At 46.4% G+C, this 23,897-nt stretch carries 23 protein-coding genes; 20 read left to right on the top strand and 3 right to left on the bottom strand.

The genetic code is table 11. From position 1 onward, the window contains the following. Positions 1–5 precede the first annotated feature (5 nt). Genes ACM64D_RS13025 through rsmG form a run of 4 tightly spaced genes read left to right on the top strand, consistent with a single transcriptional unit; the run spans position 6 to position 4,571 of the window. Positions 6–566 carry a protein jag gene (locus ACM64D_RS13025; RefSeq protein ID WP_415063659.1) on the top strand — a complete coding sequence of 187 codons (561 nt, stop codon included), beginning with the start codon at positions 6–8 and terminating at the stop codon, positions 564–566. 16 nt (positions 567–582) lie between these two features. Further along, entirely contained in the window at positions 583–2,013 is a 1,431-nt protein-coding gene (mnmE, locus tag ACM64D_RS13020; RefSeq protein WP_415063658.1) for a tRNA uridine-5-carboxymethylaminomethyl(34) synthesis GTPase MnmE, read from the top strand. 13 nt (positions 2,014–2,026) lie between these two features. Further along, complete coding sequence (gene mnmG / locus ACM64D_RS13015) at positions 2,027–3,958, top strand: tRNA uridine-5-carboxymethylaminomethyl(34) synthesis enzyme MnmG (protein ID WP_415063657.1); 1,932 nt, start codon at positions 2,027–2,029, stop codon at positions 3,956–3,958. Continuing rightward, positions 3,906–4,571: a 16S rRNA (guanine(527)-N(7))-methyltransferase RsmG gene (gene rsmG, locus ACM64D_RS13010; RefSeq protein ID WP_415063656.1), complete on the top strand. Its 666-nt coding sequence runs from the start codon at positions 3,906–3,908 to the stop codon at positions 4,569–4,571. The genes mnmG and rsmG overlap by 53 nt, the downstream gene beginning before the upstream one ends. 19 nt (positions 4,572–4,590) lie before the next feature. Here the strand turns inward: rsmG and ACM64D_RS13005 are convergent, their stop codons facing one another. Next, positions 4,591–5,130 carry a hypothetical protein gene (locus ACM64D_RS13005; RefSeq protein WP_415063655.1) on the bottom strand — a complete coding sequence of 180 codons (540 nt, stop codon included), beginning with the start codon at positions 5,128–5,130 and terminating at the stop codon, positions 4,591–4,593. A 79-nt stretch (positions 5,131–5,209) separates the two neighbouring features. Between ACM64D_RS13005 and ACM64D_RS13000 the strand changes: the two genes are divergently transcribed. From ACM64D_RS13000 to atpC, 10 genes are all read left to right on the top strand, one after another. After that, complete coding sequence (locus tag ACM64D_RS13000) at positions 5,210–6,022, top strand: ParA family protein (RefSeq protein ID WP_415063654.1); 813 nt, start codon at positions 5,210–5,212, stop codon at positions 6,020–6,022. 14 nt (positions 6,023–6,036) lie between these two features. After that, complete coding sequence (locus ACM64D_RS12995) at positions 6,037–7,044, top strand: ParB/RepB/Spo0J family partition protein (RefSeq protein WP_415063653.1); 1,008 nt, start codon at positions 6,037–6,039, stop codon at positions 7,042–7,044. Then, the gene (locus tag ACM64D_RS12990; RefSeq protein WP_415063652.1) at positions 7,035–7,400 is read left to right on the top strand and encodes a bactofilin family protein; all 366 of its coding nucleotides are present in this window, start codon (positions 7,035–7,037) and stop codon (positions 7,398–7,400) included. Before ACM64D_RS12995 ends, ACM64D_RS12990 begins: the two co-directional genes overlap by 10 nt. 92 nt (positions 7,401–7,492) lie before the next feature. Next, positions 7,493–7,924, top strand: coding sequence for an ATP synthase F0 subunit B (locus ACM64D_RS12985; RefSeq protein ID WP_415063651.1), 432 nt, complete (start codon positions 7,493–7,495; stop codon positions 7,922–7,924). Positions 7,925–7,937: 13 nt separating this feature from the next. Next, a complete protein-coding gene (locus ACM64D_RS12980; protein ID WP_415063650.1) occupies positions 7,938–8,489 on the top strand; it encodes a hypothetical protein in 552 nt (183 codons plus the stop codon). A 4-nt stretch (positions 8,490–8,493) separates the two neighbouring features. After that, the gene (atpH, locus tag ACM64D_RS12975; RefSeq protein ID WP_415063649.1) at positions 8,494–9,042 is read left to right on the top strand and encodes an ATP synthase F1 subunit delta; all 549 of its coding nucleotides are present in this window, start codon (positions 8,494–8,496) and stop codon (positions 9,040–9,042) included. A 2-nt stretch (positions 9,043–9,044) separates the two neighbouring features. Continuing rightward, positions 9,045–10,571, top strand: a complete 1,527-nt coding sequence (gene atpA / locus ACM64D_RS12970; RefSeq protein WP_415063648.1) for a F0F1 ATP synthase subunit alpha — start codon at positions 9,045–9,047, stop codon at positions 10,569–10,571. A gap of 12 nt (positions 10,572–10,583) precedes the next feature. Beyond that, positions 10,584–11,468, top strand: a complete 885-nt coding sequence (atpG, locus tag ACM64D_RS12965) for an ATP synthase F1 subunit gamma (protein WP_415063647.1) — start codon at positions 10,584–10,586, stop codon at positions 11,466–11,468. Positions 11,469–11,479: 11 nt separating this feature from the next. Further along, positions 11,480–12,886 (top strand): F0F1 ATP synthase subunit beta, encoded by a 1,407-nt coding sequence (gene atpD, locus ACM64D_RS12960; RefSeq protein ID WP_415063646.1) that lies wholly within the window; start codon positions 11,480–11,482, stop codon positions 12,884–12,886. A gap of 59 nt (positions 12,887–12,945) precedes the next feature. Then, positions 12,946–13,362: an ATP synthase F1 subunit epsilon gene (gene atpC, locus ACM64D_RS12955; RefSeq protein ID WP_415063645.1), complete on the top strand. Its 417-nt coding sequence runs from the start codon at positions 12,946–12,948 to the stop codon at positions 13,360–13,362. A 75-nt stretch (positions 13,363–13,437) separates the two neighbouring features. On the opposite strand, the gene ACM64D_RS12950 is transcribed toward atpC, so the two are convergent. Continuing rightward, positions 13,438–15,108: a glycoside hydrolase family 3 protein gene (locus ACM64D_RS12950; protein WP_415063644.1), complete on the bottom strand. Its 1,671-nt coding sequence runs from the start codon at positions 15,106–15,108 to the stop codon at positions 13,438–13,440. Between the two features lie 54 nt (positions 15,109–15,162). Here ACM64D_RS12950 and ACM64D_RS12945 point away from each other — a divergent pair, with 54 nt between their 5' ends. Further along, positions 15,163–15,894, top strand: coding sequence for a hypothetical protein (locus ACM64D_RS12945; RefSeq protein WP_415063643.1), 732 nt, complete (start codon positions 15,163–15,165; stop codon positions 15,892–15,894). Positions 15,895–15,933: 39 nt separating this feature from the next. On the opposite strand, the gene mfd is transcribed toward ACM64D_RS12945, so the two are convergent. Next, positions 15,934–19,455, bottom strand: a complete 3,522-nt coding sequence (gene mfd, locus ACM64D_RS12940; RefSeq protein ID WP_415063642.1) for a transcription-repair coupling factor — start codon at positions 19,453–19,455, stop codon at positions 15,934–15,936. 119 nt (positions 19,456–19,574) lie between these two features. Between mfd and ACM64D_RS12935 the strand changes: the two genes are divergently transcribed. From ACM64D_RS12935 to nuoL, 5 genes are read left to right on the top strand one after another with little or no spacing between them, the layout of a single operon-like run. Continuing rightward, positions 19,575–19,943 carry an NADH-quinone oxidoreductase subunit A gene (locus ACM64D_RS12935; protein ID WP_415063641.1) on the top strand — a complete coding sequence of 123 codons (369 nt, stop codon included), beginning with the start codon at positions 19,575–19,577 and terminating at the stop codon, positions 19,941–19,943. A gap of 9 nt (positions 19,944–19,952) precedes the next feature. After that, on the top strand, positions 19,953–21,092 hold the full coding sequence (locus tag ACM64D_RS12930; RefSeq protein WP_415063640.1) for a complex I subunit 1/NuoH family protein: 1,140 nt from the start codon (positions 19,953–19,955) through the stop codon (positions 21,090–21,092). A gap of 10 nt (positions 21,093–21,102) precedes the next feature. After that, positions 21,103–21,639, top strand: coding sequence for an NADH-quinone oxidoreductase subunit J (locus ACM64D_RS12925; protein WP_415063639.1), 537 nt, complete (start codon positions 21,103–21,105; stop codon positions 21,637–21,639). Further along, positions 21,629–21,952: an NADH-quinone oxidoreductase subunit NuoK gene (nuoK, locus tag ACM64D_RS12920; RefSeq protein WP_415063638.1), complete on the top strand. Its 324-nt coding sequence runs from the start codon at positions 21,629–21,631 to the stop codon at positions 21,950–21,952. The genes ACM64D_RS12925 and nuoK overlap by 11 nt, the downstream gene beginning before the upstream one ends. Positions 21,953–21,981: 29 nt before the next feature. After that, complete coding sequence (nuoL, locus tag ACM64D_RS12915) at positions 21,982–23,895, top strand: NADH-quinone oxidoreductase subunit L (RefSeq protein WP_415063676.1); 1,914 nt, start codon at positions 21,982–21,984, stop codon at positions 23,893–23,895. Positions 23,896–23,897: the final 2 nt, after the last annotated feature.

Here is a 23,897-nt window from a genome sequence, read left to right as displayed (position 1 = left end):
GTAAAATGGGTTTTTTTAGTAAGCTTTTCGGGGGGAAAAGCAAGGGTGCTAATAGCGAAGTTGAAGCGCTCGTTCAAAAGACCTTAGAGGGGATCATTGAGAAAGCACAATTTGATCTGACTTTCCAACTCAACACTGAGAAAGAAGAAGACGGTGGATCTACTTTGTCCGTCGAATTCAACGGTGCTGATGAAGAAATCCTGAAGGATAAAAAAGGTCAGATGCTTGACGCTTTTCAATTGTTTCTTAAGCGTGTGGTTCAACACAACTTTCCGGATGATAAAACAAATATCACCGTAGATTGTGGTGGATATCGCGACGAGTCTGCGAATGCTCTTATTGAGCGTGCCGAAAATTTAAAAGCGATTTGTATTGAGCAGGGTAAATCTGTTTATTACCGCGCTTTGCCACCCAAAGATCGCAAGGTTGTTCATCAATATTTGGCAAAAGATCCTCGCGTAAAGAGCCGCTCTTTAGGAGATGGTCTTTATAAGAAAATCAAAATCTATCCTGCAAAAGGACAGTCGCAAGGAAATGCTTCTGAAGAAGCTGTTTCTAACGACTAATTAAAAGAGGGGACCCATGTTCCGTGGAGATCGTGATAAAGATACTATTTGTGCGGTCTCCACTCCTCATGGAGTGGGCGGAATTTCTGTTATTCGCGTCAGTGGTCCCCAGACTCTTTCTATCGTTTCAAAAATCTGTTCTTTTTTGCCCGAACATCCTGAATCTCATAAGGCCTATTTTGGAATCCTTAAAGACTCTCACCAAAGTGATGAGATTGATGAGGTTTTGGCAACTTATTTTAAACACGGCAAGTCCTTTACTGGGGAAGAGGTTATCGAGATCTCTTGTCACGGAAGCCCGGTTATCTGTCAGTCCATTCTTCAGCAGCTTGTTCTTTTAGGCGCTCGACCTGCGGATCGAGGTGAGTTCACCTATCGCGCCTTTATGAATGGAAAGATGGACTTAGTGCAGGCCGAAAGCGTTCTTTCGTTGATTGAAAGTCAAAGCCAGCAAGCCGCACGACTGGCGTTGCGCCAACTTAAAGGTTCTGTTTCCCATAGACTTGAAGATATAGAAAATGACATGACTTGGATTCTTGCCCACGCCGAAGTGGGAATAGATTTTTCTACAGAGGGAATTCAGGTTGTTGAAAAAAGTGCTGTTTTAAGTCGACTGGAGCGCATCGAAAAAGGCCTCCAAGAGTTGGTCGGCACATTTAAAGTTGGCCGTATTTTAAAGGATGGCTTTCGAGTGGTACTGACGGGCCTTCCGAACGTTGGAAAGTCCAGCCTTCTTAATTTATTTTTAGAAGACGAGCGGGCTATTGTGACCGATATTCCCGGCACGACTCGGGATGTGATTCACGGAGACACGAGTTTTAAAGGTGTCAAATTTACCTTTTTGGACACCGCAGGCTTGCGCGAGTCCGTGTCTGATTTGGTGGAAAAAATCGGCATTCAAAAGAGTCGAGAAGCGGCTGGAGAGTCTGACGTCGTTTTTTTTGTTTTTGATATCGAGCAAGGCCTCTCTCCAGAAGAGATTGCGATTTTAGATGGGTTAGATCCACAGAGAACCTATATTCTGGCTAATAAAGTGGATCGTCTTTCGACTCCTCCTCAGATTGAACAGGTCCAAAAGGCCCTTCAGAACAGTAAATTTTTCCAAAAAACCAAGGACTTAGAGGGCTTCCTCAAAAGAAGGGTGTTCTTTGTCAGTGCTCTTGATAAAAAGGTTCGTTCAAGCGTCCTTGAAGAGCTGGTAAGGGAATTTGCTGACTTGCAGATGGAAAACACAGTTTTGATTTCTAACTCTCGTCATCTAGAGAATCTGACCCGGGCCCTTGAGAACGTGCATCGCACTCAAGGTTTAGTGGAAAGTGGGATGGGCGAGGAGTTCATCGCACTTGAGCTTAAAGAAGCTTTAATTGCTATTCATGAGACCCTGGGTAAACGGTTCGACGATCAGATTATGGATCGGGTATTTAGAGAGTTTTGCATCGGCAAATAAGTAGAGAAATTTTATGAACACAAAAAAGTATGATGTGATAATCGTCGGAGCGGGACACGCAGGCGTGGAAGCTTGTTTGGCCTCGGCTCGCTTGGGCCTTCAGACTTTAATGGTGACCTCTAATATCAATCGCATAGCATACATGAGCTGTAATCCGTCTATCGGTGGTCTTGCAAAAGGACACATGGTTCGTGAAATTGATGTCCTCGGTGGCCAAATGGGCATCGCTGCTGACGAAACCTGTATTCAGTATAAACGTTTAAACTCATCCAAGGGGCCGGCGGTTCGCGGGACCCGCGTGCAAAACGACAAGCATCTCTATTCTCAGTTTCAGACCGAGGCCTTGAAGAGTCAGGAAAATTTAGACCTTCTTGAAGGCGAGGTGAAGCGCCTTATTTTGGAGAAGGACTTGTGTGTCGGCGTTGTTTTGCAAGATGGCTCCGAGATTTTTTCCAAGGCGACGGTGATCACAACCGGAACCTTCATGAATGGGGTTATGCATATCGGACTTCGTCAGGAGGCGGGTGGCCGTGTTGGCGACAAACCTTCCGTGGGTCTTTCTGACCAACTGGCGCAGTTTGGTTTTGAGGTGAAGCGCCTTAAAACTGGAACTCCGGCACGTCTTCTTCGTGATAGTATTGATTGGTCCAAGACAGTTCCTCAGGGTGGCGATGAAAAGATTTATCCGTTTAGTTATCGCTCTCCCAATGCGCTGAAGCTTCCGCAGATTTTGTGCTACCTCACGCGAACAACGGAGCTCACCCACGAAATCATCCGAAAGAATTTGGATAAATCCCCTATGTTTTGCGGGATCATTGAAGGGGTGGGTCCTCGCTATTGTCCTTCTATAGAGGATAAGATCACTCGATTTGCGGAAAAGACCAGTCATCAAACTTTTCTTGAGCCCGAAGGCCTTTCGACGGATTTGATATATCTCCAGGGAATTTCCACGAGTCTTCCAGAAGAGGTTCAGGATGAGTTCCTAAAAACCATTCCGGGCCTTGAGAATGTGAAGGTCGCACGATACGGCTATGCTGTAGAGTATGACTACATCGAACCAACACAGATTTGGCATCGTTTGGAAACGAGAACTATTCGCCAACTATTTTTGGCGGGCCAAATTAATGGGACCTCTGGGTACGAAGAGGCGGCGGCTCAAGGTTTTGTTGCCGGCGTTAATGCAGCCCATAGTATTTTAGATCGAGAAGAGTTTATTTTAGGTCGCGACGAAGCTTATATTGGCGTGTTGATTGATGATCTTGTAACCAAGGGCACCAAAGAACCTTATCGCATGTTTACTTCTCGCGCAGAACATCGTTTGGTTTTGCGAGAAGACAATACAATCGATAGGTTAGGGGCTTTAGCATCAAAGATTGGTATTGTCTCAGAAGAGTCGCTGCAGGTTTTGTCGGATCTTCAGGATAAACGTAAGAATTTGCTGGAAAGACTTCGCTCTGAAAAGGTTTATCCAACAAAAGATGTTCAGGAGTTGTTGGCGACATTTCCAACGCCAGAATTAACAAAAGCATTAACATTCGAAGAGTTGCTGCGCCGACCCGAGGTTAGTTGTTCTCACCTTGAGCAGCTCAATTTCCGTGTGGATATTGATCCGAATGTGAGTGAACCTGTTGAGATTGAAGTAAAGTACTCCGGCTACGTGAAGCGCCAGATGGAACTTATTAATCAATCCAAGAGGCTTGAAGAAATGCTGCTTCCTGACAGTCTTTCCTATGAAGATGTGCGAGGTCTTTCTAACGAGGAGAAGGATAAGCTGCGTCGCGTTAGACCACGTACCTTAGGCCAAGCTCAGCGCATCAGTGGTGTTAATCCTTCAGCAATTCAGGCTATAATGATCCATCTTAAAGGTCATAAGAAAATCAAGGAGATGGAGATTGAAGGACAACAAGGAACAGGAAGCGCCGACCATATATTGGCGCATAAATGAGTGGTTTCCAGATCTAAGTCCTGAGGTCAAAGCCAGACTTAAGACCTACCATGAAGAACTGATAAAGTTTAATAGAACACTTAACTTAGTTTCTTTAAAAACCCTCTTCGTGGCGGACGCGATTCATTTTGCGGATTCAATTCTTTCGTCTCGAACGATCTACAGCTCAAACCCTAAGATCGACAAGATCTTTGATCTTGGGAGCGGGAATGGTTTTCCGGGAATAATTTTCGCCATTCTCTATCCTCAAGTGCAAGTCGTTCTTGTGGACATAGATCAGCGCAAGTGTGAGTTCCTAAAACACATCGTTTTTAACCTCAAGCTCACCAATGTGACGGTTGAGAATAAGACTGTTGAGGCTTTACCAGAAAACTCCATTCAATATGCGATGGCTCGTGGATTTTCTTCGATCTCTAAGACGATTCTTGTAACTCGCAAGTGTATGGTGAAGGGGGGGGTTCTCTATCACCTTAAGAGCGAGGAGTGGGGAATTGAGGTGGGAGAAATTCCGACTCAGCTGTGTTCTATATGGACGCCTTCATTGGTGGGAGACTATAAGCTTCCCGTGGGCGCCGTAAAGTTTTCGATCGTTAAAACAGATAAAATTGCTTAATGTTCCACGTGGAACATTGTTAATGACCCCCGGCCGCTGGTTCGGGGGTTTTTTCGTCTTTAAATCCCAGTTCTTTGAGCCGCTGATTCACATCCCAGGTTCGTTTTGCCGCCCTCATCTTTTTTTCTAGTTGATACGACTCCCACTCTTTGGGATCGGGCCAAGCTTCTCCCTTGCTGAACGCAAGAGTATACGATTTCTTCGCGATGGTTTTACGGCCTTGAATTTTGAGCTCTAAATACTGCTTTTCTTGTTCCAACAGGGTGATTCGACCCTTGGACTCTTCGACCCTCTTTTGAGCGTATTTAATTTGCCCCGTCTGAGGAACAACATCTAATAATTCCTGCTCATGACCTTCGAGAGTTTTCTTTTCAGCTTCGAGCGCCTGCGAAGCCGCCGCGAGGGACGTGTTGAGGTCATTATAAATAGGATCCTTCAGCTCTGGATTGGGATCCGGCTTATTACACGCGACAAGAGAAAGAAGAATGATGATTAGGCTGAATATTCTCATAAACACAGTTGTTCCACGTGGAACATCGGCGTTTTCATCGAAAAACATAAGGCGTGGCGCGAAAAACTGGTCTTTGCGCTTGCAACTTTTTTAAAAAAAGCCGACTTTTGATTCTCAAGGAGGAAAAATGGCAAAAACAATCTGCATAGCGAACCAAAAAGGTGGAGTTGGCAAGACAACGACGTCTGTAAACCTCTCTTCGGCGCTCGCTGCTCTTGGAAAAAGAGTACTCTTGATCGACATGGATCCTCAGGGAAATGCATCCAGCGGTTTGGGTATCAAAAGATATGAAAGTCAGGATAGCAATAGCTACCACGTACTCATCGGCGAAAAAACCCTTTCAGAGGCTACTCAAAATACCGCCAATCCAAACCTGAAGATATCCACGGCCAACCCAGATCTTGTTGGAGCTGAAATTGAGCTTGTTGATATGCCGCAGCGTGAATACAGACTTAAACAAGCCGTCGCCACCGTGGCTGATCAGTATGATTTTGTGATCATTGATTGCCCCCCTTCATTGGGGTTGATTACTCTGAATGCTTTGAATGCTGCCGATAGCTTCCTTGTGCCGCTACAGTGTGAATACTATGCCCTTGAGGGATTGAGCCAGTTGTTAAACACAGCCGGCCTCATTAAGAAGAATCTAAATCCTCAGCTTCATATCGAGGGCATTGTTCTTACAATGTTTGATAGTCGAAACAACCTCAGTCATCAGGTGGTGACTGAGATCAAAAATCATTTTGGCGATAAAGTTTTTAGCGCCATCATTCCAAGAAACGTGCGCCTCAGTGAGGCACCAAGCCATGGACAATCCATCTTCGAATACGACAGCAAATCCATCGGCGCAACACGGTACTTGGAGCTTGCTCGTGAAGTGATCGCTCGTGCGGAAGTAAAAGCAACCCACGAAGCCGCTCCACAAGCGGAACAAATGGCCTAAGAAGGGGAAATTAAATGTCTGATATTGCTGTTGAATCCTCAAACAAGAAAAAAGGACTTGGCCGCGGACTAGGATCGCTGCTGGGTGGGCCTGCGCCCACGGAAACTCCCGCACCCAAGGCGACCCCGGCGGTAACTGCGGAGATAAATACGAATCAAAAGCCCTCTATTCCAGTGACTTCTCAACAGGCGACTCCCGTTGCCCCTCCCGTAGACCCTGAGAGCAAAATCTGGAAAGTGGCAATTGATAAACTTTCTCCAGGTCAGTATCAGCCACGTCGTCAGTTTGATAAAGAGCCTCTTCAAGAGCTTGCTCAGTCCATCAAAGAAAACGGAATTCTTCAGCCGATCGTGGCGCGAAGAACGACTTCTGGAAAACTTGAAATTGTAGCCGGTGAAAGACGGTGGAGAGCTTCCCAGCTTGCGGGTCTTCATGAAGTTCCGGTTATCCTTAGAAATTTCAATGACAAAGAAGCTCTTGAGCTTGCAATTGTTGAGAATATTCAGCGAGAGGATTTGAACCCCATCGAAGAGGCCGAAGGTTATTCTCGCCTTATCAGTGAGTTTAAACTTTCTCAGCAGCAGGTCGCTGAAAAAGTGGGCCGCGATCGCGCTACCGTCGCGAATGCCGTTCGTCTTTTGTCTTTGCCTGAAGAAATCAAAACGATGATTTCTGGAAATGAACTTTCTGTAGGTCATGCGAAAGTCCTTTTGTCTTTACAGGATTCGAAGAAGCAAATTGAGTTTGCAAAAAAAGTGGTGAACGAAAAGATCGCCGTACGTAAACTTGAAAAAATGGTGCAGGTCGCCGTAAAAGGCTTGGATGAAAAAGAAGAGGCCGTAAGCTTTGATTCAAACGTAACCCAACGTCTGATCGCGGGCCTGAGTGATGAGCTTCAAAAGATGCTTGGAACTAAGGTGAGCATTGATTATTCCAACTCAAAGGGTAAAATCAGTATTCACTTTTACTCAGACGACGAACTCACCAATTTGGTAGATAGGCTTAAAGAAGGATGGCAGTAGCATTTCCCCCCTCCGCACAAGAAGATCTTCTGTCTGGCCATGTGACCGCAATCCTTGACCAGGGAACGCATTTCGAAGGAAAACTCAGCTTCGAGGGAACGGTACAGATCGGCGGAGATTTTAAAGGGGAAATCTTTACTAAAGATACTATCGTCATCAATGAGGGTGCTTTTGTGGCCGCCCAAATCGAGGCAGATACCATTGTTATTAGTGGCCGGGTGGAGGGAAATCTCTTTGCTCGTCGCAGGGTTATTATGCACCCCCCGGCAGTATTTAAAGGCACCGTGACATCGCCCAGTCTTCGCATCGACGAGGGGGTTGTTTTCGAGGGTGCGTCCTACATGCCTAAGTCTTAGGCATTAACATTATACACTAGAAATTGACCTTGACCGTCCTGGGGCCCAATGCTAATTCCGAAGCTCAAAAAATTAGTAGGGATTTCAACTAAATGGACATTTTTGGACAATTAGGTATCAATACCACCGCCGCCTTCCAGTTTGTGTTTTTTTCTATCGCTTTGCTTTTTTTGAGTAAGGTCGTTTTTGCTCCGTATGCGCATGCGCTTGAGGAGAGACAAAGAAGAACGAAGGGGGGAGAAGATTTAGCCCTCGAATACCAAAATAAATCCGTCGAACTCCAGACAGAATACGAAACAAAACTTCGCACTCTCAATGGCGAGATCAAGACCATCGTTGATAGCGCGAAATCACAGGCAAATAAGGAGTATGAAGCTCTTATTGCCAATGTGCGCACAGATTCTGAAAAACTCGTTCAAGAAAATCGCAGCAAGATTTCGGCAGCAGTTCAAACTGCGGCGGCTGACTTGAAGTCTCAGACCACGGCTGTTGCCATGGCGATTACTACTAAGTTGTTAAAATAAGAAAGAGTCGAATATGAAGCTTCTTGCAAACCTATTTATTCTTTTGGCTCCTGCTGTGGTCTTGGCTTCTGGCGGGGAACATCATGATGCGGGTATCCCGAAAGCCGTTATCTACCAACTTATCAACATTACGATTCTTATCGCGGGGATCGTATATTTCACTAAAGATGGAATCGTGTCTTTTTTTGCGGGTCGCAAAGCGGTTTATCTTGAAGCAGCTCAAAAGTCTGCGTTTGCTCGCGAGCAGGCCGAGAAAGAGTTTGTAGATATTAAGAACAAGCTAGCGACCCTTGAGGCGACACGTGAAGAGTCTTTGCAAAAAGCGAAGGCTCATGCTGATGACCTAAAAAAACAGATTCTTGGCGAGGCCAGTGACGTTAGTAAGCGCATCCGTGACGACGCTGAGTTGACTGTCACACTTGAAGTTCAGCGCGCACAAAAAGAGCTTCGTTCTCAACTTTTGAAAGATTCAGTTGAGGCGGCTCGGGTTGTTTTGACGAAAGACCTAGGGTCTTCTGATCAACAAAAATTGCAAAAAGACTTTATCAATCACGTCGGAGTATAGGCGCATGGTAGCTAGTGAAGTTTCAAAAAGATATGCCAAAGCTCTTTTGGCAGTGACCAAGCAAAAAGGCGTTCACTCAAAAGCTTTTGCTGAGTTGCAAACAGTTGCCGCTGCGTTTTCATCAGACGCATCTATTAAAAACTATTTCGAAAATCCGATGATCAGCCCTGATCAAAAAGTAAATGCCGTGAAAGGTGCTCTTACGGGAAAAGGTCTTTCAGAAGAAGTGTTGAATACGCTGATTCTTCTGTCTGAAAAGAACCGCATGGGAGTTCTTGACCAGGTGGCGCTTGCTTTTCAAGAACTTTTGGATCTTGAAGAGGGTGTGACTCGCGGAGTGGTTCGCTCTGCTCAGCCGCTATCTGCTGAGGCTCAAAAAGAGATCGAACAGAAAATCAATAAGGTCCTCAACAAGAAGATCGTATTGACCTATGAACAAGATCCTAAGCTTTTGGGTGGCGTTGTCGCTCAAGTTGGCGGATGGACTTTTGATGATAGCCTCGACACGCATTTAAAAAAATTGAATGAAGAATTAAACAGGAGAGCCAACTAACAATGGAAACACAAATTCGTGCTGACGAAATCAGTCGTGTTCTCAAAGAACAAATCAATCAATACAACAAAAAGATTGAAGTAAGCGAAACAGGAAGCGTTCTTTCCGTAGGGGACGGTGTTGCCCGTATTTACGGTCTTGAAAATGCTATGGCGGGCGAGCTCGTTGAGTTCCCTGGTGAAGTATTCGGAATGGTATTGAACCTTGAAGAAGGTCACGTGGGCGTGGTTATCTTCGGTGAAGACCGTCACATTAAAGAAGGCGACACTGTTAAGAGAACAAAGAAAATCGTTCAAGTTCCAGTTGGGGAAGCTCTTCTTGGTCGCGTTGTTGACGCTCTTGGAAACGCAATCGATGGTCGTGGTGCTATCAATACTCCTCACAGTCGTGTCGTTGAATTAAAAGCTCCTGGTATCGTATATCGTCATCCTGTTGAAGAGCCTCTTCAAACGGGCATCAAGGCGATCGACGCTCTTGTGCCAATCGGTCGTGGACAACGTGAGTTGATCATCGGAGACCGTCAAACAGGTAAAACAGCTATCGCGGTTGACACCATCATCAATCAAAAAGGCCAAGGCGTTCATTGCTTCTACGTAGCCATTGGTCAAAAACAATCGACTGTAGCTCTTGTGGTTGAAAAGTTGCGTGCAGCGGGTGCTCTTGAGTACACGACTGTGATCGCGGCCAATGCCTCTGACCCAGCTCCACTTCAATTCTTGGCTGCATACTCTGGAACAGCGATGGCGGAATACTTCCGTGATACTGGCAGACATGCTTTGATCGTTTATGATGATTTGACGAAACAAGCTCAAGCTTACCGTCAAGTATCTTTGCTTCTTCGTCGTCCTCCGGGACGTGAGGCGTATCCTGGAGACGTGTTCTATCTACACAGCCGTCTTTTGGAACGTGCTTCTAAATTGTCTGCAGACAAGGGCGGTGGTTCTTTGACGGCGTTGCCGATCATCGAAACTCAAGCGGGTGATATCTCTGCTTACATCCCTACTAACGTAATCTCTATCACAGATGGACAGATTTTCCTTGAATCAGACTTGTTCTATAAAGGTATCCGTCCTGCGATCTCTGTAGGTAAATCAGTATCGCGCGTAGGTGGTGCGGCTCAAATCAAGGCGATGAAACAAGTTGCGGGCTCTATGAAGCTTGAACTTGCACAGTTCCGTGCGATGGAAGCTTTTGCGGCCTTTGCATCTGACTTGGATAAAGCTACTCAACAACAATTGGCGCGTGGTCGTCGTTTGGTTGAGGTGTTGAAGCAGGGTCAGTACTCTCCAGTAAAAGTTGAAGAGCAAATCGTTATGATCTTTGCGGCTTCTAATGGATTTGTTGATGCTTATCCTGAGACAGACGTTAAGAAATATGAAAAGGAAATGATCGAGTTCTTGAAGAACAAGCACGCCGACATTCTTAAGACTATTTCTGAGAAAAAAGCGATTGCGGACGATACTAAAAAGGCGCTTTTGGCGGCTCTCGAAGAGTTTAAAGCTGTATTCCAACCTTCTACTAAGAAGTAATTTGGTGCTTAGATGGCAAGTTTGAAGGATATCCGGGCTCGGATTGAGTCCACAAAAAACACCCAGCAGATCACGAAGGCGATGAAGCTCGTATCTGCTGCGAAGTTGAGAAAGGCGCAGAATAACATCGTTAATATGCGTCCTTATGCTCTGACTTTGCGTAAGGTGATTGCGGATATCGCTGTAACTAAAAAAGTATCGCATCCTTTGATGGAAGCTAAAGACCAAGTAAAAAGTGTTTTACTTGTTGTCATTAGCTCTGATCGAGGACTTTGCGGAGCCTTTAACAGCAATATCAACAAGTTCGCCGAAAACTATTATAACGAAAATAAGAACAAGCTTGAAAAAGTCGACTTCTTGTTCGTTGGCCGCAAGGCTCACGACTATTTCACTAAGAGAGGTATCCAGCCGGTTGATTACATCACGAAGCTTGATAAAGACATCTCTTATGAGTTGGCTTCTAAGGTGGCGAGCCGAGTAATGAATGACTATTTAGAAGGTCATTACGACGAAGTTCGCATTGTTTATAACGAATTCAAGTCTGCAATTTCCCAAGCTGTTGTTTGTGAAACCATTTTGCCTATCGATATGGGTTTGAGTGCTTTCAATGTTGATAACAATCAGGCGGGAAGTTTCTCTGTCGACATGATTTTCGAACCGGCTCCCGAGGAGATTATTAAAGAGCTTCTTGTGAAACACTTCGATCTTCAAGTTTACAGAACTATGTCAGAGTCTGTGGCCGGTGAACATGGTGCTCGTATGAGTGCGATGGAGAACGCGACAAACAACGCGCGAGATATGATCAATAAGCTCACGCTGACATACAATAAATTGAGACAAGAAAAAATTACTACAGAATTGACTGAAATCGTATCGGGCGCAGAAGCGCTTAAATAGGGAGCTGAATAATGGCATTCGGTAAAGTAAAACAAGTAATGGGTCCCGTAGTGGACGTAGAGTTTGAAGGCGGCGATCTTCCTGCGATCAACTCTGCTCTTCGTGTAACGAATAAATTTATCTCTGAAAAAGAATTCAACCTTGTTCTTGAAGTGGCTCAGCACTTGGGCGACAGCGTGGTAAGAACAATCGCAATGGACCAAACTGAAGGTTTAGTGCGTGGTGAAAAAGTTGAAGCTACTGGCAAAATGATCACGGCGCCCGTGGGCCGTGAGGCTTTGGGTCGTATTATCAACGTGATCGGTGAACCTATCGATGAGATGGGTCCAGTAAATGCGAAAGAACATTGGGGCATTCACAGATCTGCTCCGAAGTTCGAAGACCAAGCGACTTCAGCAGCAATGTTGATGACGGGAATCAAAGTCGTGGATCTTTTGGCGCCATACGCAAAAGGTGGAAAGATCGGTTTGTTCGGCGGTGCGGGCGTAGGTAAAACAGTTCTTATCCAAGAGTTGATCCGTAACATCGCAACTGAGCACGGTGGTTTCTCTGTATTTGCCGGCGTGGGTGAGCGTACTCGTGAAGGAAACGACTTGTGGCGTGAAATGAAAGAGTCTGGAGTTATCTCTAAGACGGCTCTTGTGTTCGGACAAATGAACGAACCTCCTGGAGCTCGTGCGCGCGTGGCTTTGACAGGTTTGACTGTCGCTGAGTACTTCCGTGACGTTGAAAATCAAGACGTTCTTTTCTTCGTTGATAACATCTTCCGCTTTACTCAAGCGGGTGCCGAAGTGTCTGCCCTTTTGGGTCGTATTCCTTCAGCCGTGGGTTACCAACCGAACTTGGCAACTGAAATGGGTGCTTTGCAAGAGCGTATTACCTCTACTAAAAAAGGATCTATCACTTCCGTACAAGCGGTTTACGTTCCTGCGGATGACTATACGGATCCAGCTCCTGCAACAACATTTACTCACTTGGATGCTACGACAAACTTGGATCGTGATATCGCTGCGATGGCGATCTTCCCTGCGGTTCATCCGTTGACGTCGACGTCTCGTCTTCTTGATCCTCAAGTTATCGGCGAAGAGCACTATAAGTGCGCTCGTGATGTTCAGGCGTTGTTGCAGCGTTACCGCGAACTTCAAGACATCATTGCGATCTTGGGTATGGACGAGTTGTCTGAAGAAGATAAACTTGTTGTATCTCGTTCTCGTAAAATCCAACGTTTCTTGTCTCAACCGTTCTTCGTTGCTGAGCAGTTTACTGGTCTTCAAGGTAAGTACGTTGATATCAAAGACACCGTTAAGGGTTTCCGCGAAATCCTTGATGGTAAGCACGATAGCCTTCCTGAACAAGCGTTCTACCTTGTTGGAACTATCGAAGACGTTATCGAGAAAGCGAAGAAGTTGCAGGGTTAATCCTTGCAACCTTGAGAAGCGGCGAGCCTTTTGGGGGCTTGCCACTGAAAGGTTGAGATATGTTTAAGTTGACTATCGTGACACCGGAAAAACGCATCCTTGTTGGTCAAGAGGTTGACGAGGTGACGGTTCCTGCATTTAAGGGAGAACTCAATATTCTTCCTGGTCACGCCCCTTTGATCACGACTCTGGAAACTGGCGTGATGAAATGGAAAATCAAAGGAAAAGAAAGACAAGAGCTTGCAGTGATCAGCTGGGGCTATTGCCAAGTAAGTCCTGAGGGTGTGAACATTTTGGCAAATATTGCTGATTTGCCAGAGGAAATCGACGTCGAAGCAACAAAAGCTTACTTGGCGGAGTCAGAGAAGAAAGTGATGAACGAACTTATTTCTGACGAAGACTGGGTTGAGTTCCAACGTGAGTGGGCAAGGTCGAGAGCAAAAATCGAAGTTGCTACGGCTCAAGGAAAAAAATAGTTTTTCAATAAAATATAATTAGCGAAAAGGGTCTTCTCAATGAAGGCCCTTTTTGTTTTGTACGCCACGCAGATCTTATTTTAGAACATACGACTTGGCTGATGAATCCAGGATTTCTTCTAGATGAAGTGCGATTTTCTTTCCGGACTCTTGGTGATTGAAGTAGAGCTGAAGCGTGCGCAAGTAATCGCGCTGGCCCTTTAAAAGACGTGGAGCTCCCAGATTCACGACAACCAGACGCTGTTTGGTGGCACGAGGAAGAGACTTCACCAGGGCCGCCGTCTTCACTCCCGTGATTGTGACCAGTGATCGGGGACACTTATTTTCTTTCATCCAAAATAAAACCTCTTCTTTGCTTAACGATCCAGAGAGGTGTTTGGAAGCCGTCACTCGTGGTGAGCTATTGAGGAAGGATCGAATAAATGTCGAAGACGGGGAAAGAACACAAACCTTCGAGGTCGCAGCGGGTTTTCGGCTTGGGGCAACTTCTTTCGCAGGAAGCTCGCGCGGTAAAAGGTTTGTCTTAAGGTTCAGATCTAAGACTGTCGATTCAAGTTCGGCATATTTGGGTGAGGTGAGCAACACACCCTGACGGAGAGACGGAAGCTGCGGATCCCGGCGATAGAGATTTGCGAAGGCTTTCACCGTCAGAATGCGGTGAAGTTTTTGATTGAGATCGTCTTCAGAAAGATCGCCTCGTTTAATGGCCGCTTTCACAAACTCAAAAGCCTTCCCTTGATCTTTAAACGACCATGTTAACATCACCACGTCGGCACCGGCTTGAAGGGCTTTGAGGGCGGCGGCCTCTGGACGAAGAAATTGTCGAGAGCCCTGCATTTGAAGGTCGTCGGTTACTACGAGCCCTTGATACTTCAAATCATCTCGCAAAAGCCCGGTGGAAATTTTCTTGGAAAAACTGGCAGGTTCACGTGTGTCATCTAAGGCTGGGTAAATAAGGTGAGAGAGCATGACGGCGACATTTTTTCCAAGCGAAGAATAAGCCTCATAAGGTTTCAAATCTTGGGTTTTGAGGGCCTCGAAAGAGGACAGATTTTGAACAATGCCGACGTGGGGATCGGCATGAAGATTTCCTGTGCCGGGAAAATGTTTTGCGGTGGGAATCACGCGAGCCCTGAGAAGACCCTTGGAATAGGCCACACCTAAGTCACTCACCACATGAGGATCCGCACCGAAAGACCGAACACCTATAAAACTTCCGCTAAAAGGATCGGCCACATCCAAAACTGGGGCAAGATTCATGTTGAAGCCGGCCTCTCGTAGAAAAAGCCCGGTTTGAAAACCCAGCTCTTCGGCGATCAGCGGTGATTGAGTTTGTCCAATCGAGAGCGCATTCGGAGGCGCGGGTGAAATCGGAAGTCTTGAGACGGATCCGCCCTCTTGATCAATGGCAATAAGAGGGGGCAGGCGAGAGTGTTTAAAGCTGGCGCGATAGAGAGCGGTATTTAGTTGGCTCACTTGTTCGATGGATTGAATATTTCTTTTAAAGAGCAGAAAAGACCCGGGTCGATACGTAGAGATAAACTTTTCTAGTTCGGGTGTGACGGATTTTTGCGGAAATCCGACGATAAAAAGCTGACCCACCTTTTCTTCAAGGCTCATGCGGGTGATCTTTTGCTGGATAATCTCCGGGAGTTTGGTCGGGGCAGCTAGTACAAGGTTGGGAAAAACAAAAATCAACAGAGTTAGACTCAAAATCTGAATAATTTCCCTGATATACTTGCCCATAGGAATAGCGTATCACTCGTTCCCTATGAAGATAGGTGAGATTTGAGAGACAGCATGAAATTGCACCAAAGTCTTAAATCAAAAGTTTGTATTGTTCTATTGGCGCTGACTTGTTCGGTGTCACAGGCCCAGGCGGAAGAGGTTCTGGAGCTGGTGGAAGTGCAACACTATCAAGACAATCTGGCGCCCTACAAAGAGCGCCGTGAGGATCATGGGGCCTATATTGGTCTGGACTATGAAGGATTAGATCTTAAAAATTTCATTTCAACTTTAGATGGAAAGTCATACGGCGAACTTTTCGGCACAAGCCCCATCCCCCTTGTTCACTTGAGTGTGGACTACAAATATAATTTTATTCTGGGCTCTTTATCTCTTGGCGTGGATCTGGGAAAAGGAACCTTGAGCGACAATCGCAGCGGCGCTGATCGCACTCTTGGTATTACAAAATACGGCGTGGGAGTGAAGTACACGGCCGATATGATTTTAGATGAGCCGTATTTAGCGCCTTATGTCGGTGTGGTTGTTTGGCAGATGAGTCTTGATGAGAAAAGCCCGACCAACTCCTTCTCTGCAACAACGCAAATGGGTTTTAACTACACCGTTGGAGTTCTATTACAGCTTGATTGGATCGATTACGAAACGGCCAAGAACACAACATTTAATTGGGGCCTTGAGAACACGTTTATTGATCTCTACGCAACCCAGTATGCCAAAACCAGCGCCGTGGATGACCCCAACACCGAAACCGATCTCCTCTATGGAGCCGGTCTCCGTCTCGAATTCTAGAGGGTACGCCGTACCTTTTTGTATTGCGATGCTTCAAGGCTAGATGAGTCTGAGCAGCTGCTCAAGCTCCTCGTGAACGGCGGACCAAGAGATGGTTGCTAGCTTGATATTGAGTCGATTGTCAGGGGTCAGCGAGTATTTTTTATTTTCACGAATTGCCAACTGAATAACAGTTTCGGGTTTCAGCTTGGTCTTCTCTGTAAAGATCAAAGAGACAGATTTAACCCCCGCGCTGATGTCGCGCACGCCGAGCTCTTTACATTGACGGCGAATTAACATAAGGCCCATCAGGTTCACAGTGGGTTCGGGAATGGCGCCGAATTGATCACGCAATTCTTCTTCGATGCGATCAAGATCTTCGTTAGAAGTAATGTCAGCCAAGGCTTTATAATAACTAAGGCGAATACGGATATCAGAAATATAGTTATCCGGGATCATGGCCGGAATACGCAGATTGATCTCAGGGTCTAGATCCATATCCTCGATTTTTTCACCCTTGGCTTCGGCGAGGGCTTCATTCAAAAGATCCATATAGAGTTCATAACCAACAGAGTTGATATGTCCCGACTGCTCTTCGCCTAAAATATTTCCGACGCCGCGAAGTTCGAGGTCGTACTGGGCAATTTTAATTCCACTTCCCAGTGCGGTGTTTTCTTGAATGATCTTAAGACGCTCTTGTTGTTCTTTGTCGAGTTTGCGATTTCTGGGCATCATCAAATAACAATAAGCGCGGGTTTTGCTTCTCCCCACGCGCCCTCGCAACTGATAAAGCTGAGAAAGTCCAAACATGTGGGCGGAGTCAATAAACATCGTATTCGCGCGTGGCACATCCATTCCCGATTCGACGATGGCGGTACAAACTAAAACGTCAATCTCGTGATGGAAGAAGGCAAGCATGGTCTTTTCAAGCTCGTGTTCCTCCATCTGTCCGTGGCCGACTCGAATTCGGGCTTCGGGAACGATCTGGCGAATTTCATCAGCCAAACCATAAATGGACTCGATGCGATTATGAATGAAGTAGACCTGTCCCCCGCGAGAGATTTCCGCCGTGATCGCCTTACGAATCGTTTCTTCGTCGAACTTTGTGACAAAGGTTCTGGTCGGAAGACGGTCGACCGGAGCGGTGTTTATCAGGCTGAGGTCGCGAATGCCCACAAGGGCCATGTTGAGAGTGCGCGGAATGGGGGTTGCCGACAAGGTCAGAGTGTCGACGCTGGTTTTTAACTTTTTAATTTTTTCTTTATGAGTGACGCCGAATTTTTGCTCTTCATCGACGATCAGAAGGCCCAAGTCTTTATATTGAATCGCGGATCCCAAAAGTTTGTGGGTGCCGACGATAATATCGACCTTACCGTCCTTCAGGTCTTGCAAAGTTTTTTTTGTGTCTGCCGTCGAAACAAAACGATTCAGAACGCGGATGTCGACAGGCCACCCGTCAAATCTCTTTTTAAGAGTTTCAAAGTGCTGGAACGTTAAAACGGTGGTGGGCGCCAGAAGGGCCACTTGCTTCTTGGCTTGGACTGCAAAGAAAGCGGCCCGCATGGCGACTTCCGTTTTCCCGAAGCCGACATCACCACAAACCAAACGATCCATTGGCTTCGTAGAGCGAAGATCACGTAAGATGTCGTTGATGGCGCGCATCTGGTCTTCCGTTTCCTCATAAGGAAAGCTGTTTTCGAAAAGTTCGATTTCTTGATCTTTAAATGTAAAAGGAGGCTTGTGCATTTCGGCTCTTTTGGCATAAAGAGCCAGAAGGTCCGCAGCGATGTCACGAACGTGAGCTTTTACTTTGGCCTTGGTCTTTTCCCAAGCCGTTCCCCCGAGTTTATCCAAGACCGTGGTGGCGGCCGCACCGGAGAACTTTTGCAACTGACCCACGCGATAGACAGGAAGATAGAGTTTGTCTTTATCTTTGTAGCCAACTTGGATGTATTCAGACTCAACACCACCGATGTTCATGATCTTGAGGCCTTCATATTGGCCCACACCGTGTTTAATGTGCGCAACCAGATCCCCCGGTTTTAAGTCACCGAAGGCAAGGCGCTTGGCTTGTTTTTGGAAATCTTGTGCGCCCGTGGATTCTCGTGCGCGTTGTTTTTTTCCGTAAAAGTCTTCATCACGAAGAAAGATCAGCTTTTCTTCATCCAGACGAAGACTTTCAGAAAGATAGCGAGGAATGACATGAACAAGTTGCGAGTCGGAATCTTGTTCCATGAGCCAAGAGTCCCAGCGATACTCGTCGTCGCCAGTTTTGGCGATCTTAAGACCTAACTTGTCGAAAATAAGCTTGAGTCTTTCGATGTGAGATTGATTTTTGGTGCCGATAAATAAACGATAGCCGTCCTCTTTCCAGCGATGAAGTTTATTGGTCGCGGCTTGCAGCCACAGCTCGGAGCCGACGGGATTGGAAAGACTGAGATTGGTGAAGTCTTGGGTGAGGGCGGTTCGATACTCCACGCGAGTGTCGGCAGAGTTTTCTTCTTCAAAATACTCTAAAGATGAAAAATAGATTTCCCGTGAATTTTGCGGGAAAGAAAGCTTTTCAAACGACGAGTAAAGTAGATCCATTTCTGGTCGAATCACATGGCGTTCACTGGAGGCGAAGTCTGTTTTAAGTTCGGACCAGGCCTCATCCGCACAGCGAGAAATTTCGACGGGATCTAAGAACCAAAGATTTAAAGCCCCAGAAAAATGCTCAACAGGGGTCGAAAGATCTCCATAGAAGTACGGCAAAAGAAATTCAATTCCTGGAAGCGAATTCTTTAAAACCAAAGAGCGCAACATCTCTTCGGCATCAGCCTTATCAACACTTCGACCCTCAAGGCTTCCTCGAACTCGCTGCAAAAGACGTTCATGATTTTCATCCCGAAATAAAATCTCGCGAGCCGGGGTTAACAAAAAGGAATTGAGTTCGTCAGCACTTCGTTGATCTGAGACATGAAAGTGCCTGATGGATTCAATCTGATCTCCAAAAAGATCCAAACGAACGGGATGATCTTCCGTTGGAGGAAACAGATCGACGATGCCTCCACGCAAGGCATACTGGCCTTTGTCTTCGACCATCGGTGCGGAAACATACCCCAGAGAGTTAAGGTATTCGGCGATATCTTCGGGAAGTTCATCCCCGGATTTTAACTGCCGAGAAAACTCTTTAAGCACTCGGGCGGGCAAAGATTTTTGTATCAGCGCGTCAGAAGAAGATATAAAGATTTCCCCGGCCTTGGCCTGTTGGGCTCGGATCAAAAAACGAATTCGATCTGAGGTCACCCGGGAGTTGGGGTAAAGACCGGAGTACGGTGAAACATCGAAAGCGGGAAGAATATGGCACTGACGAGTTGGGTCAAAGAACTCCAAAAGCTGCTGAAGTCGGAGGGCATCTTGGGAACTTCCCGTAACAACTAGATGCGGCAAGCTGTTGATTTTTTTAGAGTATGTCTGTGACAAAAAGTAAGCTAGGGCAAGCGGAGAGGCGGCTCCGGTTACCTGAATTTTTCCACGCGTCGTTTCGAAGGCTCTTTCCAGGATGGATTCAAGCCTTGTGTGAGTTGATTCAGCTTTCATGAGGTGGCTCATCTTGCCACGCTTATCGCCTTGTTTCCATTCATATTTCTTGGATTTCAGTGACGACGCATATATAACTAATTGAAATCCAAATAATAACGACAACTTTGGAGGGTCCAGTGCCACTCGGTGGAGTCATATTCATCGTCATTTTCATCGCTCTTTTTGGAGCTTTTTTAGTATGGGTTGCGTCCAAGACGGGCGGCAAACCAGTTTATCACCCCATTAAGTATGAGCCCTACGAGTGTGGTCTTCCTGCGCTTGATAAGAAGGATACGAAAGTTTCTGTTAAGTACTATCTAACAGCAATCCTCTTCATCCTTTTCGATATCGAGATCATCTTTATGTATCCTTGGGCCATCTCCTTCCGCGAGTTCATCGCTTCCGGTCAAGGTACTTTCGTATTCTTTTCGATGATGGTCTTTATCGGCATCTTCATCTTCGGATTGTTCTGGGAAGTAAAATCAAAAGCATTGGAATGGGACTAATCAATGGGAATGGGTAAAGACATTTTTGAAATAACCGTGAATGGTTTGAAACTCGTCGTCATCTTTTTGATGATGGTACAATCAGTTCCCATCTTGGTATGGCTTGAGCGCCGTGGATCCGCCTTCATTCAAAATCGTTTGGGACCAAACCGCGTAGGACCTCTGGGACTGATGCAGCTTTTGGCTGATGCGGTGAAGTTTTTGACGAAAGAAAACTTTGTTCCCGATACTGCCAAACCGTTTTTGTACTACGCAGCTCCGGTGTTTGCGTTGATTCCTGGAGCAGTCGCGTTTTCTGCGATCCCCATGTCGACGCCAATTCAGGTGGGGGCCTTTGAAATGTTCGGCTCTACTTGGGGCCCGTATACGTTTCTTGTTCAAGGTTACGACATTGGTGTTGGCATCGTGTTTATCTTGGGAATTTCTTCTTTGGCAGCCTACACCTTGTTGATGGCCGGCTGGGGATCGGGGAATAAATATTCTTTGATGGGTGCTTTGCGCGCGAGTGCTCAGACGATCTCTTACGAATTGGCTTTGGGACTTTCCATCGTCGGCGTGATTATGCTGTATGGAACATTCAATCTGACTGAAATGACGGTGGCTCAGCAAGGGCCTTTGGCATTCACTCTTTTTGGGCACACCATCAGTGCAAGCTGGCTTCCGAACTGGGGCATCTTCTATCAACCGCTGGGTGCACTTTTGTTCTTCACCACCGCGTTTGCAGAGTCCAACCGTTTGCCGTTTGACTTGGCTGAAGGTGAGTCTGAGCTTGTTGCCGGATTCCACACGGAGTATGGCGGATTTAAGTTTAACATGTTCTTCATCGGTGAGTATGGTCACATGATGATCGCCTCGGGCTTGATGGCGCTGTTCTTTTTTGGTGGTTACGGAATTCCTTATGTGTCCGTTCAAGAGGTCCAACAGTGGGCAGCTTCAATTGGCTACGGAAGTGGCTTGGTTGCCCTTCTGCATTTCTTGTCTTTCTTTGCTAAGTTTGCCGTCTTCTTGTGGATCTTCATCTGGGTTCGTTGGACACTTCCGCGCTTCCGTTACGATCAGTTGATGGACTTCGGATGGAAGACGCTTCTTCCTTGGGCTTTAGCAAACACCATCTTAACCGCGTTCGTGATCTACATCGCATCTTTGTGAGGAGTTTAACGTGACAGCAGATGCTTTTCTTTTTTGGTTCTTGGCGATTGTCACTCTGGTGAGTGGCTTAAGCGTCATTCTTATGTCCAACCCCATCTACTCGGCTCTTTGTTTGGCGATGACGATGGTTGGAATCTCGGCTCTTTTCGTAACTCTGAACGCCTACTTTATTGCTGGTGTTCAGTTGATCGTCTATGCCGGCGCCGTGATGGTTCTTTTTGTCATGGTGATCATGCTTTTCGACTTGAAAAAAGATCTTCAGGCCTTTACGCGCGGTCGTTTTACAGGGGCAGTTAAAATTGCCTCCGTGGGGCTTCTGGCGGGATTGGTTGTCGGCGCGATTGCCATGTCTGTAGGGCTTTTGAATGAGAAAACGACAGACAACCCTGTTCTTGTTGGGACCGGAATGGAATCAACAAAGGCTTTGGGAAATATTCTTTTCTCTAAATACATCCTTGGATTTGAAGCGCTGGGAATTCTTTTGCTTGTTATCGCCGTCGGAGCGGTGGCTCTAGCGCGCAGTAAAGGTGGAACACATGAACACTGAGATCATTAGTAATATCGGCCTGACACACTATCTTGTGTTGGCGGCTCTTTTGTTTGTAACTGGAATGGCGGGGGTTCTTCTTCGTCGCAACGTGATCGTGCTCCTAATGTCGATCGAGTTGATGTTGAACTCTGTGAACTTAACTTTTGTCGCCTTCAGTAAATTCTTGGGAATTTTAGATGGCCACATCATGGTCTTCTTTGTAATGACCATCGCGGCAGCAGAAGCGGCGGTAGGTTTGGCGTTGGCGGTTTCGATCTTTAAACGCTTTAACGAAGTCAATATTCGTTTCTTTGAGCATTTGAAAGGATAAGGGAGTCGACAGTGAATCATTCTCTTTTAATGGCCCTTTTGATTTTGAGTCCCTTCGTTGGCTTTTTGATCAACGGACTTCGCTATAAAAAACATTCTGCTAACTTGGCAGGTGTGATCGCAACGACGGCAATAGCAATTTCTTTCATCTCTGCGGTTTTGTTGGTGGTTGATGTTGTGGCGATGCCCGCTGAGGCACGCAAAATTGCCGTCACTTTCTTTGAGTGGATGGCGGTTGATAAGTTTAAGATCAATGCTGGATTCGTGGTAGACCAGATCAGCTCTATTATGATTTTGGTGATCACGGGTGTGGGTACTTTGATCCACTTGTTCTCTATCGGGTACATGCACCACGATAAGGGTGCTGCAAAATATTTTGCATACTTGAACCTTTTCATCTTTAACATGTTGTTGCTGGTTCTTGGTGACAGCTTGTTGGTTATGTTTGTCGGCTGGGAAGGCGTGGGTCTTTGCTCTTATCTGTTGATCGGCTTCTGGTTCACGGACAAAGAAAAGGCAGCGGCTGGAATGAAGGCGTTTATCACAAATCGCGTGGGCGACGCGGCCTTCCTTCTGGGAATGTTTGTTCTTTTCATCTCTTTTGGCACTTTGAATTTTTCTGAGTTGAATGCACTAGCTCCAACCGTTGCCGAGGCGTCTTGGTTGGGTGCTGTGACTTTGGGAACGATGTTCTTGTTTATTGGTGCTACCGGTAAATCAGCTCAGATACCTTTGTATGTTTGGCTGCCGGATGCGATGGCGGGTCCAACTCCTGTGTCAGCGCTGATCCATGCGGCGACGATGGTGACGGCGGGCGTGTATATGATCGTGCGCTTGAATCCGCTCTTTATCATGGCGCCAAATACAATGATGGTTATTGCCATTATTGGTGCGGCAACAGCTGTTTTGGCGGCGACTATCGGCATGACCCAATGGGATATTAAAAAGGTGTTAGCATATTCAACCGTGTCTCAGCTTGGTTATATGTTCCTGGCTTGTGGAGTGGGCGCTTTCGGGGCCGCGATGTTCCACTTGATGACTCACGCCTTTTTTAAAGCATTGATGTTCTTGGGTTCTGGTTCTGTGATCCATGCGATGCACGAAGAGCAGGACATTCGTAAGATGGGCGGACTCAAAAAATATCTGCCAATCACACACGTCACGTTCCTTTTGGGATGGTTGGCGATTATCGGTGTTCCGCCATTTGCGGGGTTCTTCTCTAAGGACGAAATCCTGGCTTACGCGTTTAACTCTCCACTGGGTTCACCTGTTTTATGGGTGTGCGGAGCTTTGGGCGCAACCTTGACAGCGTTTTATATGACTCGTTTGATGGCGCTGACCTTCTGGGGTAAGAGCCGCGTTCCAAGTCACGTTCATCCGCACGAGTCTCCGGCGCTTATGACAATTCCTTTGATTGTGTTGGCGGTTCTTTCTGTGATTGGTGGATGGATCGGTATTCCTCATGTGATCGGCGAGCACCTTGGCCACATTCCTAATGTGTGGGAACACTGGTTGCACCCTGTGATTTCTCCGATCCCTGGCTGGCAGGCGATTGATGCGACCACCGAGTGGACTCTAATAGGTGTTTCTGTTGGTTTGGCGGCGATTTCGGCGGTCGTGGCTTATCAGTTCTACGTGAAGTCTCCAGAGACTCCAAAGAAGATCGCTGAAAGCATCAAGCCTGTGTACAACCTTGTGTATAACAAGTATTTCGTCGATGAGGCCTATTTTGGAGCGATCATCAATCCTCTTGTAAATCTAAGCCGCAGCACTTGGTACTATGTTGACGTCAACTTCATTGACAAGATGACGTACTGGGCGGGGGATCTTATGCGAGGCATGGGCTCTATGGTTCGTTCTACTCAAACCGGAAATATGCAGCAGTATGCGATGTACATTGGCATCGGTGTTGTTGTGGCACTTTCATTTGTGATCATGAGGTAATG

The sequence above is a fragment of the Bdellovibrio sp. genome, from assembly GCF_047637665.1.
Lineage (GTDB): Bacteria > Bdellovibrionota > Bdellovibrionia > Bdellovibrionales > Bdellovibrionaceae > Bdellovibrio.
This window is presented reverse-complemented; position numbering and strand designations above follow the sequence as displayed.

Excerpts from the sequence above, each read along its gene's own strand:
- ACM64D_RS13025 (WP_415063659.1), top strand. The coding sequence starts at position 6 with ATGGGTTTTTTTAGTAAGCTTTTCGGGGGGAAAAGCAAGGGTGCTAAT.
- mnmE (WP_415063658.1), top strand. The coding sequence starts at position 583 with ATGTTCCGTGGAGATCGTGATAAAGATACTATTTGTGCGGTCTCCACT.
- mnmG (WP_415063657.1), top strand. The coding sequence starts at position 2,027 with ATGAACACAAAAAAGTATGATGTGATAATCGTCGGAGCGGGACACGCA.
- ACM64D_RS13005 (WP_415063655.1), bottom strand. The coding sequence starts at position 5,130 with ATGTTTTTCGATGAAAACGCCGATGTTCCACGTGGAACAACTGTGTTT.
- ACM64D_RS13000 (WP_415063654.1), top strand. The coding sequence starts at position 5,210 with ATGGCAAAAACAATCTGCATAGCGAACCAAAAAGGTGGAGTTGGCAAG.
- ACM64D_RS12995 (WP_415063653.1), top strand. The coding sequence starts at position 6,037 with ATGTCTGATATTGCTGTTGAATCCTCAAACAAGAAAAAAGGACTTGGC.
- ACM64D_RS12990 (WP_415063652.1), top strand. The coding sequence starts at position 7,035 with ATGGCAGTAGCATTTCCCCCCTCCGCACAAGAAGATCTTCTGTCTGGC.
- ACM64D_RS12985 (WP_415063651.1), top strand. The coding sequence starts at position 7,493 with ATGGACATTTTTGGACAATTAGGTATCAATACCACCGCCGCCTTCCAG.
- ACM64D_RS12980 (WP_415063650.1), top strand. The coding sequence starts at position 7,938 with ATGAAGCTTCTTGCAAACCTATTTATTCTTTTGGCTCCTGCTGTGGTC.
- atpH (WP_415063649.1), top strand. The coding sequence starts at position 8,494 with ATGGTAGCTAGTGAAGTTTCAAAAAGATATGCCAAAGCTCTTTTGGCA.
- atpA (WP_415063648.1), top strand. The coding sequence starts at position 9,045 with ATGGAAACACAAATTCGTGCTGACGAAATCAGTCGTGTTCTCAAAGAA.
- atpG (WP_415063647.1), top strand. The coding sequence starts at position 10,584 with ATGGCAAGTTTGAAGGATATCCGGGCTCGGATTGAGTCCACAAAAAAC.
- atpD (WP_415063646.1), top strand. The coding sequence starts at position 11,480 with ATGGCATTCGGTAAAGTAAAACAAGTAATGGGTCCCGTAGTGGACGTA.
- atpC (WP_415063645.1), top strand. The coding sequence starts at position 12,946 with ATGTTTAAGTTGACTATCGTGACACCGGAAAAACGCATCCTTGTTGGT.
- ACM64D_RS12950 (WP_415063644.1), bottom strand. The coding sequence starts at position 15,108 with ATGGGCAAGTATATCAGGGAAATTATTCAGATTTTGAGTCTAACTCTG.
- ACM64D_RS12945 (WP_415063643.1), top strand. The coding sequence starts at position 15,163 with ATGAAATTGCACCAAAGTCTTAAATCAAAAGTTTGTATTGTTCTATTG.
- mfd (WP_415063642.1), bottom strand. The coding sequence starts at position 19,455 with ATGAAAGCTGAATCAACTCACACAAGGCTTGAATCCATCCTGGAAAGA.
- ACM64D_RS12930 (WP_415063640.1), top strand. The coding sequence starts at position 19,953 with ATGGGTAAAGACATTTTTGAAATAACCGTGAATGGTTTGAAACTCGTC.
- nuoK (WP_415063638.1), top strand. The coding sequence starts at position 21,629 with ATGAACACTGAGATCATTAGTAATATCGGCCTGACACACTATCTTGTG.
- nuoL (WP_415063676.1), top strand. The coding sequence starts at position 21,982 with ATGGCCCTTTTGATTTTGAGTCCCTTCGTTGGCTTTTTGATCAACGGA.